Source organism: Flavobacterium sp. GNP011 (assembly GCF_056428925.1).
In genome coordinates this window covers 31,883-45,486 of record NZ_JBWJVJ010000024.1, presented here as the reverse complement: position 1 = coordinate 45,486, position 13,604 = coordinate 31,883, and the positions used below count along the sequence as shown (strand labels likewise).

The following is a 13,604-nucleotide window of genomic DNA, read 5'->3' as shown; positions in this document are numbered from 1 at the left end:
GATACCATAAATAGTATTCTGGAGCGTACGAAGGTTGAATAGCAGGTGGATAAAAGGCTAATAACAATATTTTATCGTCAGATTCTGCAACAACTTTGTATAGCATTAAGTCTTTATTTCTTTTTTCACTTTCTTTAAATGGTATGTAAGTTATGTCGCCTGTAACTAATTTTTCTATTTCATCTAATTCAATTCCTTTTTCAAACTGTATACCCTTTATGTCTGAAAAGTAGCAACGTAGTTTCCCAAAAGTAGAATGATGGTAGACTTCATTTCTTATTAGAATTTTAGTCCCGTCTTTTTTTATGACATAGTCATCTTGAGCTGACGCACACATTGAACACAAAAGAATGCTGGCAATAAATAATTTTTTCATTTTTTTCATTTTAGTTTTTATAATTTCCAATTTTTTAGAAATCTAGCACACATTATTGAAGCTAACGTTTTGATTTACGCTAGGTTTAATATTGATTTTAAAATTTCATCGATTTCAAATTCAGTCAGCATGAGTAAGTTTAGAACTATTAAGCAATTGGCACTAATCCGCTGTGGATTTAACTTGCATAAGTTTAGTCCTTATAACTAGAAGTCAGTGTTCCAAAGCTTTGTAAGATTGCGAACTTCGTAACTTATTATTTTCTATCAAAAAAAAATATCTTGAAAGAAATAAAGGTTAATTTACTACAAAATTAACAGTCTTACTATACGGCGCACCCGTATGTTTTTTATTTTTGAAGTTCTTTGTCAATTTCTTTAATAAGCTCATATGCCTCTGGTTTTGTGTTTTGGTCATAAACCCTTATGTTATTATTACCTATTTTTATAAGAAATTCTATTGTCTTTTTAAATTTTGGATCTGCATACATTTTTTCTTCAGGCTTATCTGCATTTTCTATCATTTTGTCAAAACACTTGAACAGAAAATCATTATAAATTTTATTAACTTCGTTAACTGCAGGTACAGATATTTGGTAATAATTTAAGATTTTCTGTTTTAATTTTTCGTCTTCAATGTAGCCTATTTTGCCACTTGACTTAAAACCTTCATAATTACCTATACTCATTATTTGTCCATGTGAATAAATTGGAAAATCAACCACATTTTTAGACTTATAAATACTGTCAAGTTGCAGAGTAGTTAGTGCTAAAATTTTTTTATAGCCTTTGTTTGACTTTTGATATCCTTTCTTTTCAAAGTTGATATTTTCTATGTCATTCAGTAAGTCATTCTTTAAATTCCCAAGAAACACGGCTACTTCTTCTTGTTGATGTCTGTGTTCACTCCAACTGTGTAGCCATATTGAAAGTGTTACAGCAAAAACGATTATAAAAATTTCTATGATGATTTCTTTTGATTTCTCTCCCAAAGTGTGTTCTTCATTTGTCATGGTTTTGTAAATTTTTTTGGTGTGTTTTTTTACTTCTTCTTGCATATAGTTTTGGTTAAAATATTGTTCCTTTAATTTGTCTATTCGTTCATTTTTTTAAACTGTTTATGCAACTTGTATATTTATTTCATGAGATCAATTCAATCTGCTTTATTGAGATGCGTTAGTCTGGCAAAAATCAAAAATTAAATTTCTCAAAAATATATAAAATAAACTACAAAACACCGATCGGGCTTTTAATTCAATGTAATATTTCTTACCAGTCATTTTTTTTTTTATGCAAAAAAAATCCATAACAAAATCAAAATTTTGTTGTGGATTTAATCCTAAATAGTAATAATGTTCCCAGCTGCAAACTGTAACTGAATACTAATTTTAACCTTCCATTTTGGCGCTTAATTCAAACCAACGTTCTTCTTTAAGTTCCATCTTTTGGATGAGGTTTTGCAATTCATTTCCTTTTTTCTCAATATCAGCATCCGTAATTTTCCCATCCGAAAAAAGTTGCTCAATAGCTACTTTTTGAATCTCTAAATCTTTGATTTCTCGTTCTATTTTCTGGAATTCTTTTTGCTCATTAAAAGTCAAATTTCCAGTTGGATTGTTTTGTTTCCAGTCTTTCTTTTCGGCTTTGTTTTCCTCTTTTTGAGCAACATCAGCACTGTCTTCATAGGCTCTAAAATCAGAGTAGTTTCCTGGAAAATCTTCCACAACACCGTTACCTCTAAAAATGAATAAGTGATCCACAATTTTATCCATAAAGTATCTATCGTGAGAAACCACTAAAAGACAACCTGGATAATCTAGTAAAAAACTCTCTAGTACATTAAGTGTTACTATGTCCAAATCATTGGTTGGTTCATCGAGAATCAAAAAGTTTGGATTCTGAATCAAAACAGTACACAAATACAAGCGTTTCAATTCGCCACCACTCAATCGGTCTACAAAATCGTATTGCTTTTTAGCATCAAATAAAAATCGTTCTAATAATTGCGATGCCGAAATTAACTTTCCTTTCATCAACGGAATAAATTCGCCGTATTCTTTGATCACATCAATAACGCGCTGACCCGGTTTAGGATTGATTCCGCTTTGTGTGTAATACCCAACTTTAATGGTTTCACCTACTACCACTTTCCCGCCATCAAGTGGCAAAGTTCCTGTCAATAAATTTAAGAAAGTCGATTTTCCTGTTCCGTTTTTACCAATGATACCAATACGTTCACCACGTTGAAAATCAAAACTAAAGTTGTCCATGATCACATGGTCCTTGAATTTTTTAGAAATTTTGTGAAGCTCAATAATCTTGCTTCCCATGCGTTCCATGTTAATTTCAAGCTCTACTTTGTTCTCACGGCGTCTGCTTTGTGCTTTTTCTTTGATTTCATAAAAATCATCCTGACGCGATTTTGATTTGGTCGTTCTCGCTTTTGGCTGACGGCGCATCCATTCTAATTCTTTAACAAAAAGATTCTGTGCTTTATCAACACTAGAATTTTCTGAGGCAATGCGTTCCTCTTTTTTCTCTAAATAATACGAGTAATTTCCTTTGTATTGGTATAATTTTCCGTTGTCTAGTTCTATAATTTCATTACACACACGCTCTAAGAAAAAACGGTCGTGCGTCACCATGAATAGGGTAATATTTTCTTTGGCAAAGTAACTTTCGAGCCATTCAATCATTTCTAAATCCAAGTGATTCGTAGGTTCATCAAGAATTAACAAATCGGGACGATTGATCAAAATGATGGCTAGCGATAGACGCTTTTTTTGTCCACCCGAAAGGTTTTTTACTTTAAGCTTGAAATTTTCTAATTTCAATTTAAACAAAATTTGCTTGTATTGTGTTTCAAAATCCCACGCATTATGCTGATCCATACCATCAAAAGCTTTTTGGTACGCCTCTTCGTCTTCGGGGTTTTCCAATGCTTTTTCGTAGGCTTCAATGACTTTTAGCGTTTCATTATCAGAGGCAAAAATGCTTTCTTCAATAGTCAATTCGTCTTGCAAATTATTGTTTTGGGACAAAAACGCCATTTTAATCCCTTTTCTAAGCACAACTTGGCCAGAATCTGCTTCTTCAAGACCATTGATAATGCTCATGATCGTGGTTTTTCCAGAACCGTTTTTGGCAATAAAAGCAATTTTTTGGTCTTTATTTATCCCGAAAGAAATGTCTTTAAACAAGGTTCTTTCTCCAAATGATTTCGATATGTTTTCTACTGAAAGGTAATTCACAAGTGTATTTTTTTTGCAAAAGTACATTATTAAATGCCCATTTACCAATTGTTTAATGCAATCCTATGGCTTAATGAAGTAATATTCTTTAATTAGATTAGTATTGTTGTCTCCTAAGTTTAGGAAGTGGCTTTTTCAATAGGAATTGTTTTAAGAGAATGCTAATTGATTTAAACACAATTATTGCCTGGTCATACAGTTATATTCTAAAATTAAAATAGTTATGGAGATAAAAGACCTTGGTAAAGAAACTCTTTTTGTGGAAAGAAATTTTTGCAAGCAATAGTACTTGACAATTTACCAGAGTTTGAGGTACTCTAAAATATCTTTGTATATTTGGAATCAAACAGTCAATACATTACAATGAACATACCTCATTCATCCTTACCCAGAGTGGTCATCATCGGTGGCGGATTTGCGGGAATAGCCTTGGCAAAAAAATTAAAGAATAAAAAAGTGCAAGTAGTATTACTGGACAAACACAATTACCATACGTTCCAGCCCTTGTTGTATCAAGTGGCTACTGGCGGATTAGAGGCAGGGTCTATTGCATATCCTATTCGAAAAGTGATTCAGGAATATGATGATTTTTATTTTAGATTGACCAATGTTCAGGAAATTGACACCAAAAATCAAAAAGTAATTGCCGAAATTGGAGAATTAAACTATGATTATCTGGTTATTGCTACGGGTTCCAAAACGAATTATTTTGGAAATAAAGAAATAGAACGCAACAGTATGGCCATGAAAACCATACCGCAGTCACTCAATATAAGAAGTCTCATTTTAGAGAATTTTGAACAAGCAGTGCTTACCAAAGATGTTTCGGAACAAAATAGTTTGATCAATTTTGTTTTAGTAGGAGGTGGACCAACAGGAGTAGAGCTTGCTGGTGCTCTTGCCGAGATGAAAAAAGCCATTTTACAAAAAGATTATCCGGATATGGATATTGCTAAAATGGAAATAAATTTAATTCAAAGTGGTGATCGAATTTTAAATACCATGAGCGAAGCATCATCTCAAGCTGCTGAGAAATTCTTAACAAGTTTAGGAGTTAAGATTTGGAAAAACGTTCGTGTTACCAATTATGATGGACGTACCATTACAACCAATTCTGATTTGACTTTTGATACCGCTACCGTAATATGGACCGCTGGTGTTCAAGGTGCATTAGTTGCCGGTTTAGATGGAAAATCATTGGTTGAAAAAGTAGCGCGAATCAAAGTCAATGAATACAGTCAGGTTCATGGCTATCAAAATATATTTGCTATTGGCGATATTGCGTCTATGGTATCAGCTGCCTATCCAGAAGGGCATCCCATGATGGCTCAACCTGCTTTGCAACAAGGCGAAGTATTGGGCACGAATATAATACGATTACTCAAAAAGGAACCCTTGGAAGCATTTGAATACAATGACAAAGGTTCTATGGCTACCATTGGCAGGAATAAAGCTGTGGTCGATTTGCCTAAATATCATTTTAATGGTGTCTTTGCTTGGTTTGTTTGGATGTTTGTCCATTTGTTTTCGCTCATTGGTTTCAAGAACAAAGCCGTTGTATTCCTGAATTGGGTGTACAATTACATTCGTTTTGATCGTGAGGGAAGGCTCATTATTAGACCGTATAAAAAGAAAAGCTTTACTACTTTTACTAGTGACGAGTTATAATTTTCGAAAGTTTTAAATTCTAATGCTTAAAGTCTTTTGGAGTTGCTTGTTTTTTACTTGCATAAATGTGAAAAAAAATGAAATAAACTCAGTTGAATAGTACTCTAAATTCTTGGCATCTTGTTGTGAATATTTTAATCTATCTCAAGCAATAAGTTGTAGCAGGAAAGTCATTTTACTTTATGACTTTTTACTTTCGAACCTTAGGACCGTGATTCCTTTTTATAATAATTCACCATCAAATTCACGAATTTACTGTAGCCTTCCATGCCGTCTTTTTGTTGATTGATTTTTAAGAATTGATCGTAAAAAGCATGAAAACCTTTGTCGATAAAGGTGTCGTATTGCTTCCAGAATTGCTCACTTTCTTTGTAGTTTTTTAAAACACCAGGATGTATGGTTTTTAGTAGTTGTTTGTAAATACCTTCATCTCGTACTTGCCAATTTCCCAGACAATAGCGTAAAGCCATACTGTAGCCGGAATATTGAATGAACGTGTCTTCATTTTCAACACAAGCTAGGAACCCAATGAAATTACATTCGCTTTCGCTAGCATAACCCATTTGGTGTGCCATTTCGTGATTTACAGTCATAGGAAAACCATACAGCGGTACGAGATCATTTACTTGAGCTTCATTTGTAAAAGGATTTAAATATCCTCCAAATCCCATGTAGGTCAAGGGTAGACTAAATAATGATTTTTTGGTGCTAAGAGTATTGAATTTAAAAAAAGAATGCTTTTTTGCAATGGCATGATAACCGTTCAAGCTCTTTTTAAAAATTTGTTCTTGTGTGTACGGAATGGAAACTTTTAAACCTTTATTAGTAGTAATGTTATATTGAAGGGCATTTGTTTTTGCAATAATCATTTTTGTAAAAACAAGTAAATCGGCATCCGTGTATTCGTTTTTAATTTTCATTTTTTCAAAAAGCGGTTCACGGTAGTAGTTGAGTGCCCAGAGTACATGAAACAAAAAGTAGAGCACAGATGTAAAACTTAGTATACTTAAAAGTGTATTTTTCCACTGGGATCTATAAGCTTTTCGGTTGTTCCAAAACCATCTCAAAACGCAAAAAATCAAAATAAAATAAAGACAATCACCAATTGAAAAAGGAACCCTTCCTAAGATTGTGCGCAAGAACTGAGATAATACGGGATACATGCCATTGCTGTACCAGCGCTCTATTTGTTCCGAATAAAAAGGAGCAATTTGGAGCAATATAATTTGGATGAGGAAAAAAATCGGGAGAAAATATTTTGTTTTCAAGATAAAAAATTTGAGTTGTAAATATAATTACAATATTAATTAGTGCCTATTGGAATTTAAACTTTGTAACTTTGTATTCATAAAATAAAATATCAATTACCAATATGAGTCAAGAAATAAGAAATCTAGAGCCAAAAGCACTTTGGAATAAGTTTGCAGATTTAAATGCGGTGCCAAGGCCTTCTAAAAAAGAGGATCGTGTCATTGCTTTCATGAAAAATTTTGGCGAAAGCCTGGGACTTGAAACTTTTGAGGATGAAATTCGAAATGTAATCATAAGAAAACCGGCTTCTCCAGGTATGGAAAACCGTAAAGCACTTGTGCTTCAAGGACATTTAGACATGGTGCATCAAAAAAACGGAGAAACTGTTTTTGATTTTGATACACAAGGAATTGACATGTATGTTGATGGTGACTGGGTTCGTGCGCAAGGTACGACTTTAGGTGCTGACAATGGTTTAGGAGTTGCTGCTATCATGGCTGTTCTAGAAAGTAAAGATATTCCTCATCCTGCTATTGAGGCCTTGTTTACTATAGATGAAGAAACCGGAATGACTGGTGCTCTTAACTTAAAAGGTGGTGTTTTACAGGGTCAAATCTTACTGAATTTAGATACTGAAGAAGATGATGAAATTGATATCGGTTGCGCTGGTGGAATAGATGTAACAGCAACAGCAGAATATGATGAAGAGGAAACTCCTGAAGGTTCTGTGGGGTATACCATTACCGTGAAAGGCTTGCAAGGAGGTCATTCTGGGATGGATATTCATAAAGGTTTGGGCAATGCCAATAAAATAATGAACCGTTTATTGTTTGATGGTTTTGATAATTTTGGGTTGCAAATCTCTGAAATTAAAGGAGGAAGTTTGCGCAATGCTATTCCAAGAGAAAGTGTAGCGAAAGTAATCATTGCAGAGGTGTATGACGAAGCATTTGTGTTTGACATGCATCAAATTGTAAACGAAATAAAAGCCGAACTAAAAACTACGGAGCCTAATCTAGAAGTTGTTTTTGAAAAATTAGAAACAACTCCTGCTAAGGTTATGCCGTCAATTGCTCAGTTTTATTTTGTGAGAGCCATGTATACTGCTCATAATGGAGTGTACAGCATGAGCGCTGATTTTGAAAATCTAGTTGAAACTTCAAATAATATTGCAAAAGTAGTTTTAGGAGATGGGCAACTTTCGGTACAATGTTTAACGCGATCTTCTGTAGAGACTTCAAAATTTGATTTGGCAAATGGGTTGCGATCAGCTTTTGAATTAATGGGTTGTGAAGTTGAATTTTCAGGTTCTTATCCTGGATGGACTCCAAATTCTAAATCGGAAATTTTAGATGTTTTAGTTCCTCTTTATGAAAAGCAAAACGGTGAAAAACCTAGAGTAGTTGCCTGTCATGCAGGACTTGAATGCGGTATTTTAGGAACAAATTATCCTGTGATGGATATGATTTCTTTTGGCCCAACTATTCATGGTGCACATTCACCTGATGAGAGAGCTAGTATTTCGTCATCACAAAAATTCTGGAAATTTTTTGTAGAAATTTTAGCAAATATTCCAGTTAAATAATCTTAGTATTCAGGAACAGTCTCAGTATTCAGTTTTAAAGAACTGCAAACTGAGACTGTAAACTGAGTATTAATCTCTTTTAGGAGCATTTTTCTTTTCTCTTTTTTCTTCTTTCTTTTCTTTAGCGGTTTTTAAAGGCTCTTTTTTCGCAGTCTTTTTCGCATCCTGACTTTTTGCCATGATAATATATTTAGTGGTTAATGTTCAATTTAGTAAATGTATGTATTATTTTGATTTATTACCTATTTAATTAAAAAATCCCCAATTTTTTTGAATTGAGGATTGATTGGTTTTACTTAAGAAATGTTGAAATTTATTTTTTCTTCAAGATCTTATATTCTTCATAACAGCCACTAATAGCATCCATTATTTGTAAATCGTTAGCCGATTTAATAAATGATTCAGAGTAATTACAACGTTGTAAAATTTCAGGAATTTCGTCTTTGTCAATCCCTAACAGTACAGCGATAGTTTCTCTATCATATTTTGATTCTAATAATTTTCGTACCGTGTCATCCTTTTTCATTTCTTTTAACTTCTTCAGCTCTTTTGGATTTTTACCAAAAAAATTATAAAGCATATCAGCTGGATTGAATATGGAACCCAGAACTTTTCCAAAAGCATTTGGAGAGTATTGACCAGCTTCATAACCTTGGGTAAGACCAGAAATGCTATAACGGTAATTTTCTTTTACGGGAATTATTTTGGTATCTACTTCAAGATATCCTGTTAGGTTAAAGGGTCTAATGATAACCTCTTCAAGCGCAATGGCTTTCTCTGTAAGTTGAATTTTGGTGCTTTTATTTTTGATCCAGTCATTTGTGACGCGTACTCGTAAAGACTGAAAACCTAGACTTGTAATGTGTAAGGTATCATTGACTTGTACGTCAATCTCAAAATGTCCGCTTTCATCAGTTGTGGCACCTCGCACTTTGTTGATGTTGATGATGTTTACACTTGATAAAGGTTGTTTAGTTGTATTACTAAGAATAATTCCATCTACTTTTTGAGAAGGTTCTTTGACTTGAGATTGTGCTGTAATTGAGAATACAGTAAATAAAAAAACTACAAAATATTTCATACTCTAATTTAAGACTTTAAAAGTAATAAATCAGGATTAAATATTTTGTAGTTCCAGTATAATTATAAGAATATTAACTAAACTTAGTCTCTTCTTGGTCTTCTTGGTCTTGGTGCATCACCAAAGCTTTCAGAACGTCTAGGTGCTCTATCAGATGATCCTTCAGTTCTAGGTCGATCAGATGAAAAACCACCTTCTCTTCTTGGAGCTGCTCCTCTGTCGCTTCTAAATCCACCTTCTCTTGGTGCTGAACTTCTATCGCTTCTAAATCCCCCAGAACCTTCTCTTCTTGGAGCAAAACTTCCTTCTCTTCTAGGAGCTGAACTTCTTCCGCCGCCAAAACCTCCACCAGAACTTCTTCCGTTGTGGTCACGTCTTCCGCCACCGTCATTTTTAGAAATCTCAACATTGATTCTGCGTCCTTCTAATTGAACGTTATTCAATATTTCCATTACTTTATCAGTATGCTCAGGATCAGTATTAAAGAAAGAGAATCCTTCTTTTACATCTACTTTGAAAACGTCATCACGACCTAAGTCTAATGTTTCTTTCAAATAGTCTTTTAATGACATCCAATCAAAGTTGTCTCTAGAACCAATGTTTACAAAATAACGAGTTGCTCCGCCATTATTGTTTTCTCTTGGAGCACCATCTCTATCATCACTTCTTTCACGTCTTTCACCTGATTGAGTTGAAATGTCTCTGTTTTTCTTGTAGTAGTTGATAAAACGGTTGAATTCTACCGATACCATTTTCTTGATTAATTCTTCTTTTGTTAAGCCTTCAAGTACGCTATTAATTGCAGGAAGGTACGTATCAATTTCGTGATCAACCTCTGTATCTTTAATTTTGTTAGCTAAGTGAAGTAATTGAATCTCGCAAATTTCGATTCCAGATGGAATTGATTTTTCTTCAAATTTTTGCTTGATGATTCTTTCAATAGATGAAATTTTACGCAATTCACTTTTGGTAACAATTACAATCGATGTTCCTAAACGACCTGCACGACCAGTACGACCAGAACGGTGGTTGTACGTTTCAATTTCATCAGGTAATTGGTAGTTTACTACGTGAGTAATGTTATCCACATCAATACCACGAGCAGCTACATCAGTAGCAACAAGCATTTGAATTTGACGACCACGGAAAGATTTCATAACTCCGTCACGTTGTGCTTGTGATAAATCACCGTGTAATGCAGCAGCACTGTATCCGTCTTCAATTAATTTTTCTGCTACAGCTTGTGTATCTCTTTTGGTACGACAAAAAACTACAGAGAAAATATCTGGGTTTGAATCTGCCAAACGTTTCAAAGCTTCGTAACGGTCACGTGCATTTACAAGGTAAAATTCGTGAGAAACGGTAGCAGAACCTGAGTTTTTAGCTCCAACTGTAATTTCAATAGGATCAGTCATGAATTGTTTTCCAATACGCGCTACTTCAGCAGGCATTGTTGCAGAAAACAACCATGTGTTTTTGTCGTCTGGTGTAGTTGAAAGGATGTTTACGATATCTTCGTAGAAACCCATGTTTAACATTTCGTCAGCTTCGTCAAGAATACAATAGTTAATTCCAGTAATGTTTACTAGACCTCTATTAATCATATCTTGCATTCTTCCTGGAGTTGCTACAATAATTTGTGCTCCTCTTTTAATGTCTCTCGCTTGTTCTGTGATGCTAGCTCCTCCGTAAACGGCTACTACATTAATACCTTTTTCGTATTTAGAGTAGTTTTTAAGTTCGTTGGTAATCTGCAAACACAACTCGCGTGTTGGAGATAAAATTAATGCTTGTGTGTTTCTGTTGTTAGCATCAATTTTTTGGATAACTGGAAAACCAAAAGCTGCCGTTTTCCCTGTCCCTGTCTGAGCCAACGCAACCATATCTGTATCTTTTTCCAATAATAGGGGAATCGCTTTCTCCTGTACTTCGCTCGGATTTTCAAATCCTAGATCTAAAACCGCCTTCAGTAACGATTCACTCAATCCTAATTGTTCAAATTTGTTCATATGTATTTTTAAAATAGGGTGCAAAATTACTCTAAATTATTCATATAAACTAATGCTATTTCAAGATTTAATGATTTATTATAATTTGATTATCAGAAAGTTATGGTTTGTTGTTCAATTTGGGACTATTTTTGATACAAAAAATATAGCTTTGCAACTATGTTTTTCAAGTAAATTTTTATTGTTTTTGCTTAACTTTTGTTTTTTAGATGCGCTAATAGTTGTTTTGTTGCCTTACCTCTATGGCTAATTTCATTTTTTAGTTCTAATGGTAGTTGAGCAAAAGTTTCGATATATCCCTCTGGTTGGAATATGGGATCGTAACCAAAACCTTGATTACCAATTTTTTCTAACGTAATTTCTCCTTTGGCAATACCAATAAATAAATGTTGTTCTCCTTTTAAATTTAAAGCGATTACGGTTTTAAATTGTGCTGCTCTAGTTTCTTTATCTGTTAAATTTTTTAATAAGAGATTCATATTGTTTTCAGGATTACGTTGCTCACCGGCATATCTGGCGCTGTAAACTCCTGGAGCACCATCTAGTGCTAGTACCTCAAGACCTGTATCATCTGCAAAACAGTCGTAGCCGTATTTTTGAGTTACATAATTTGCTTTTAAAACGGCATTCCCTTCAATTGTTGATGCTGTTTCTGGAATTTCTTCATGGCACCCTATACTTTCTAGACTCAATATAGTTACGCTATCTGGAAGCATGCTTTGAAGTTCTATGATTTTATTTTTGTTGTTAGAAGCGAAAACTATTTTCATGATTTTAGTTAAGAATTTTAAATGTACTTTTTTTAATTAAAAACTCGAGTCAAATTATCCGGGAAATACAGATCAGATAATTTGGTAAACTCATCACCACGCATAAAAATGCTACTGTCAACATCTTGAAAACTAGATTTTCCTGACGCTGCCAAAAGTTCGTTTGCAGCATGCAACGTATTGTGGTGAAAATGATAAACCCTTTCAGACTTGTCGGTTACCACTAATCCTTTCATGAGCATTTTATCCTGAGTGGCTACTCCTGTTGGGCAAGTACTATTGTTGCATTTTAATGCTTGAATACATCCTAACGAGAACATAAATCCTCTAGCTGTATTGCAAATGTCTGCTCCCATGGCAATAGCCCTTAAAATGGCATGACCGGTAATGATTTTACCGCTAGAGATAATTTTTATTTTATCTTTTATGTGGAGCTGGGTCAATGTTTTGTTTACAAAAATAAGCGCTGGTTCTAATGGCATTCCTACTCCGTCAGAAAATTCTAGTGGTGCAGCACCGGTTCCCCCTTCTGCACCATCAACCGTTATAAAGTCTGGAAAACAATTTTGTGCTATCATTTCTTGACAAATAGCTTCAAATTCTTCGGTTATTCCAATGCAAAGTTTAAAGCCAATGGGTTTTCCATTTGATGCCGTTCTAAGTGTGTTTATGAATTGTATCAAACCACTAGCATCATGAAAAGCAGAGTGGCTCGGTGGTGATAGAATAGTAGTATGTGGTTCTACGCCTCGTATCTTAGCTATTAATGGAGTGTTTTTACTTGCAGGAAGTACTCCGCCATGACCGGGCTTAGCACCTTGTGATAGTTTGATTTCTATCATTTTTACAGATGGGAGGTTTGCTTTTTCTGAAAATTTTTGAACATCAAATGCTCCATGATCATCTCTACATCCAAAATATCCAGTTCCTATTTGCCAAACAATTGCTCCGCCTTGAAGATGGAATTCCGTTAAACCTCCTTCGCCTGTGTTATGATAAAAATCGCCTTTCTTTGCACCATTATTAAGGGCAATGATTGCGTTCTCGCTCAAAGAACCAAAACTCATCGCGGATATATTGAGTAATGATGCTGAATACGGTTGTTTGCAATCTGGACCTCCTACAACTACTCGGGGTAGCTCTTCATTGACTTTTACAGGAAATATGGAGTGCTTGATGCCTTCGTAATCGGTTTGATTAAGATGTAATTGTGTTCCAAAAGCCGTTGTAGCGCTTAAGTTTTTTGCTCTTTGGTACACCAATGACCTTTCATTTCTTGAAAAAGGCTTGCCATCTGTATTTCTTTCTATGAAATATTGTTGAATTTCTGGAGCTATACTTTCAAATAAATATCTAAAGTATCCTAAAACAGGAAAGTTTCTTAATATGGTATGCTTTGTTTGTACGCTGTTGTAAACTCCAACAATTAGTATTAAGAATAAAATGAAACTGAGGAAGTACGCTTTTTGAAAATAGATGTTTATGATCACGCTTACTAACAAAGAAAGGAAACCAAAAAGGAAAAATTTTGTTCTCATATATTAAATTTCAATTTGAAAAGGGATTGCATTCAAAATGGATAAGTTCTTGTTAAAAATGTTTTTAATTTTGGAA

The 13,604-nt window shown here is 34.2% G+C and carries 10 protein-coding genes; 2 read left to right on the top strand and 8 right to left on the bottom strand.

The genetic code is table 11. From position 1 onward, the window contains the following. The 3 genes from AC061E_RS15480 to AC061E_RS15470 all read right to left on the bottom strand — a co-directional run. Positions 1–376: hypothetical protein (locus tag AC061E_RS15480; protein ID WP_478287055.1), on the bottom strand; the 376-nt coding region annotated here is incomplete at its 3' end. A gap of 349 nt (positions 377–725) precedes the next feature. Further along, positions 726–1,433 (bottom strand): DUF6090 family protein, encoded by a 708-nt coding sequence (locus AC061E_RS15475; protein ID WP_478287054.1) that lies wholly within the window; start codon positions 1,431–1,433, stop codon positions 726–728. Between the two features lie 330 nt (positions 1,434–1,763). Next, positions 1,764–3,626 (bottom strand): ABC-F family ATP-binding cassette domain-containing protein, encoded by a 1,863-nt coding sequence (locus AC061E_RS15470; RefSeq protein ID WP_086455173.1) that lies wholly within the window; start codon positions 3,624–3,626, stop codon positions 1,764–1,766. A 363-nt stretch (positions 3,627–3,989) separates the two neighbouring features. Between AC061E_RS15470 and AC061E_RS15465 the strand changes: the two genes are divergently transcribed. After that, positions 3,990–5,294 (top strand): NAD(P)/FAD-dependent oxidoreductase, encoded by a 1,305-nt coding sequence (locus tag AC061E_RS15465; RefSeq protein ID WP_478287057.1) that lies wholly within the window; start codon positions 3,990–3,992, stop codon positions 5,292–5,294. Positions 5,295–5,497: 203 nt separating this feature from the next. Here AC061E_RS15465 and AC061E_RS15460 read toward each other — a convergent pair whose 3' ends face one another. Next, positions 5,498–6,457 (bottom strand): DUF3810 domain-containing protein, encoded by a 960-nt coding sequence (locus AC061E_RS15460; RefSeq protein WP_478287056.1) that lies wholly within the window; start codon positions 6,455–6,457, stop codon positions 5,498–5,500. Positions 6,458–6,666: 209 nt separating this feature from the next. On the opposite strand from AC061E_RS15460, the gene AC061E_RS15455 reads away from it, so the two are divergent. Then, a complete protein-coding gene (locus AC061E_RS15455; protein WP_478287053.1) occupies positions 6,667–8,130 on the top strand; it encodes an aminoacyl-histidine dipeptidase in 1,464 nt (487 codons plus the stop codon). A gap of 313 nt (positions 8,131–8,443) precedes the next feature. Here the strand turns inward: AC061E_RS15455 and AC061E_RS15450 are convergent, their stop codons facing one another. The 4 genes from AC061E_RS15450 to AC061E_RS15435 all read right to left on the bottom strand — a co-directional run bounded on the left by AC061E_RS15450 (position 8,444) and on the right by AC061E_RS15435 (position 13,528). Further along, complete coding sequence (locus AC061E_RS15450; RefSeq protein WP_478287052.1) at positions 8,444–9,211, bottom strand: carboxypeptidase-like regulatory domain-containing protein; 768 nt, start codon at positions 9,209–9,211, stop codon at positions 8,444–8,446. Between the two features lie 83 nt (positions 9,212–9,294). Then, positions 9,295–11,220: a DEAD/DEAH box helicase gene (locus tag AC061E_RS15445; RefSeq protein ID WP_221916629.1), complete on the bottom strand. Its 1,926-nt coding sequence runs from the start codon at positions 11,218–11,220 to the stop codon at positions 9,295–9,297. Positions 11,221–11,411: 191 nt separating this feature from the next. Beyond that, positions 11,412–11,990 (bottom strand): non-canonical purine NTP diphosphatase, encoded by a 579-nt coding sequence (locus AC061E_RS15440; protein WP_478287051.1) that lies wholly within the window; start codon positions 11,988–11,990, stop codon positions 11,412–11,414. 32 nt (positions 11,991–12,022) lie between these two features. After that, positions 12,023–13,528: an FMN-binding glutamate synthase family protein gene (locus tag AC061E_RS15435; protein ID WP_478287050.1), complete on the bottom strand. Its 1,506-nt coding sequence runs from the start codon at positions 13,526–13,528 to the stop codon at positions 12,023–12,025. Positions 13,529–13,604 lie beyond the last annotated feature (76 nt).

Coding starts and splice junctions, on each gene's coding strand:
- AC061E_RS15450 (WP_478287052.1), bottom strand. CDS start 9,211: ATGAAATATTTTGTAGTTTTTTTATTTACTGTATTCTCAATTACAGCA.
- AC061E_RS15475 (WP_478287054.1), bottom strand. CDS start 1,433: ATGCAAGAAGAAGTAAAAAAACACACCAAAAAAATTTACAAAACCATG.
- AC061E_RS15440 (WP_478287051.1), bottom strand. CDS start 11,990: ATGAAAATAGTTTTCGCTTCTAACAACAAAAATAAAATCATAGAACTT.
- AC061E_RS15455 (WP_478287053.1), top strand. CDS start 6,667: ATGAGTCAAGAAATAAGAAATCTAGAGCCAAAAGCACTTTGGAATAAG.
- AC061E_RS15460 (WP_478287056.1), bottom strand. CDS start 6,457: ATGTATCCCGTATTATCTCAGTTCTTGCGCACAATCTTAGGAAGGGTT.
- AC061E_RS15435 (WP_478287050.1), bottom strand. CDS start 13,528: ATGAGAACAAAATTTTTCCTTTTTGGTTTCCTTTCTTTGTTAGTAAGC.
- AC061E_RS15445 (WP_221916629.1), bottom strand. CDS start 11,220: ATGAACAAATTTGAACAATTAGGATTGAGTGAATCGTTACTGAAGGCG.
- AC061E_RS15465 (WP_478287057.1), top strand. CDS start 3,990: ATGAACATACCTCATTCATCCTTACCCAGAGTGGTCATCATCGGTGGC.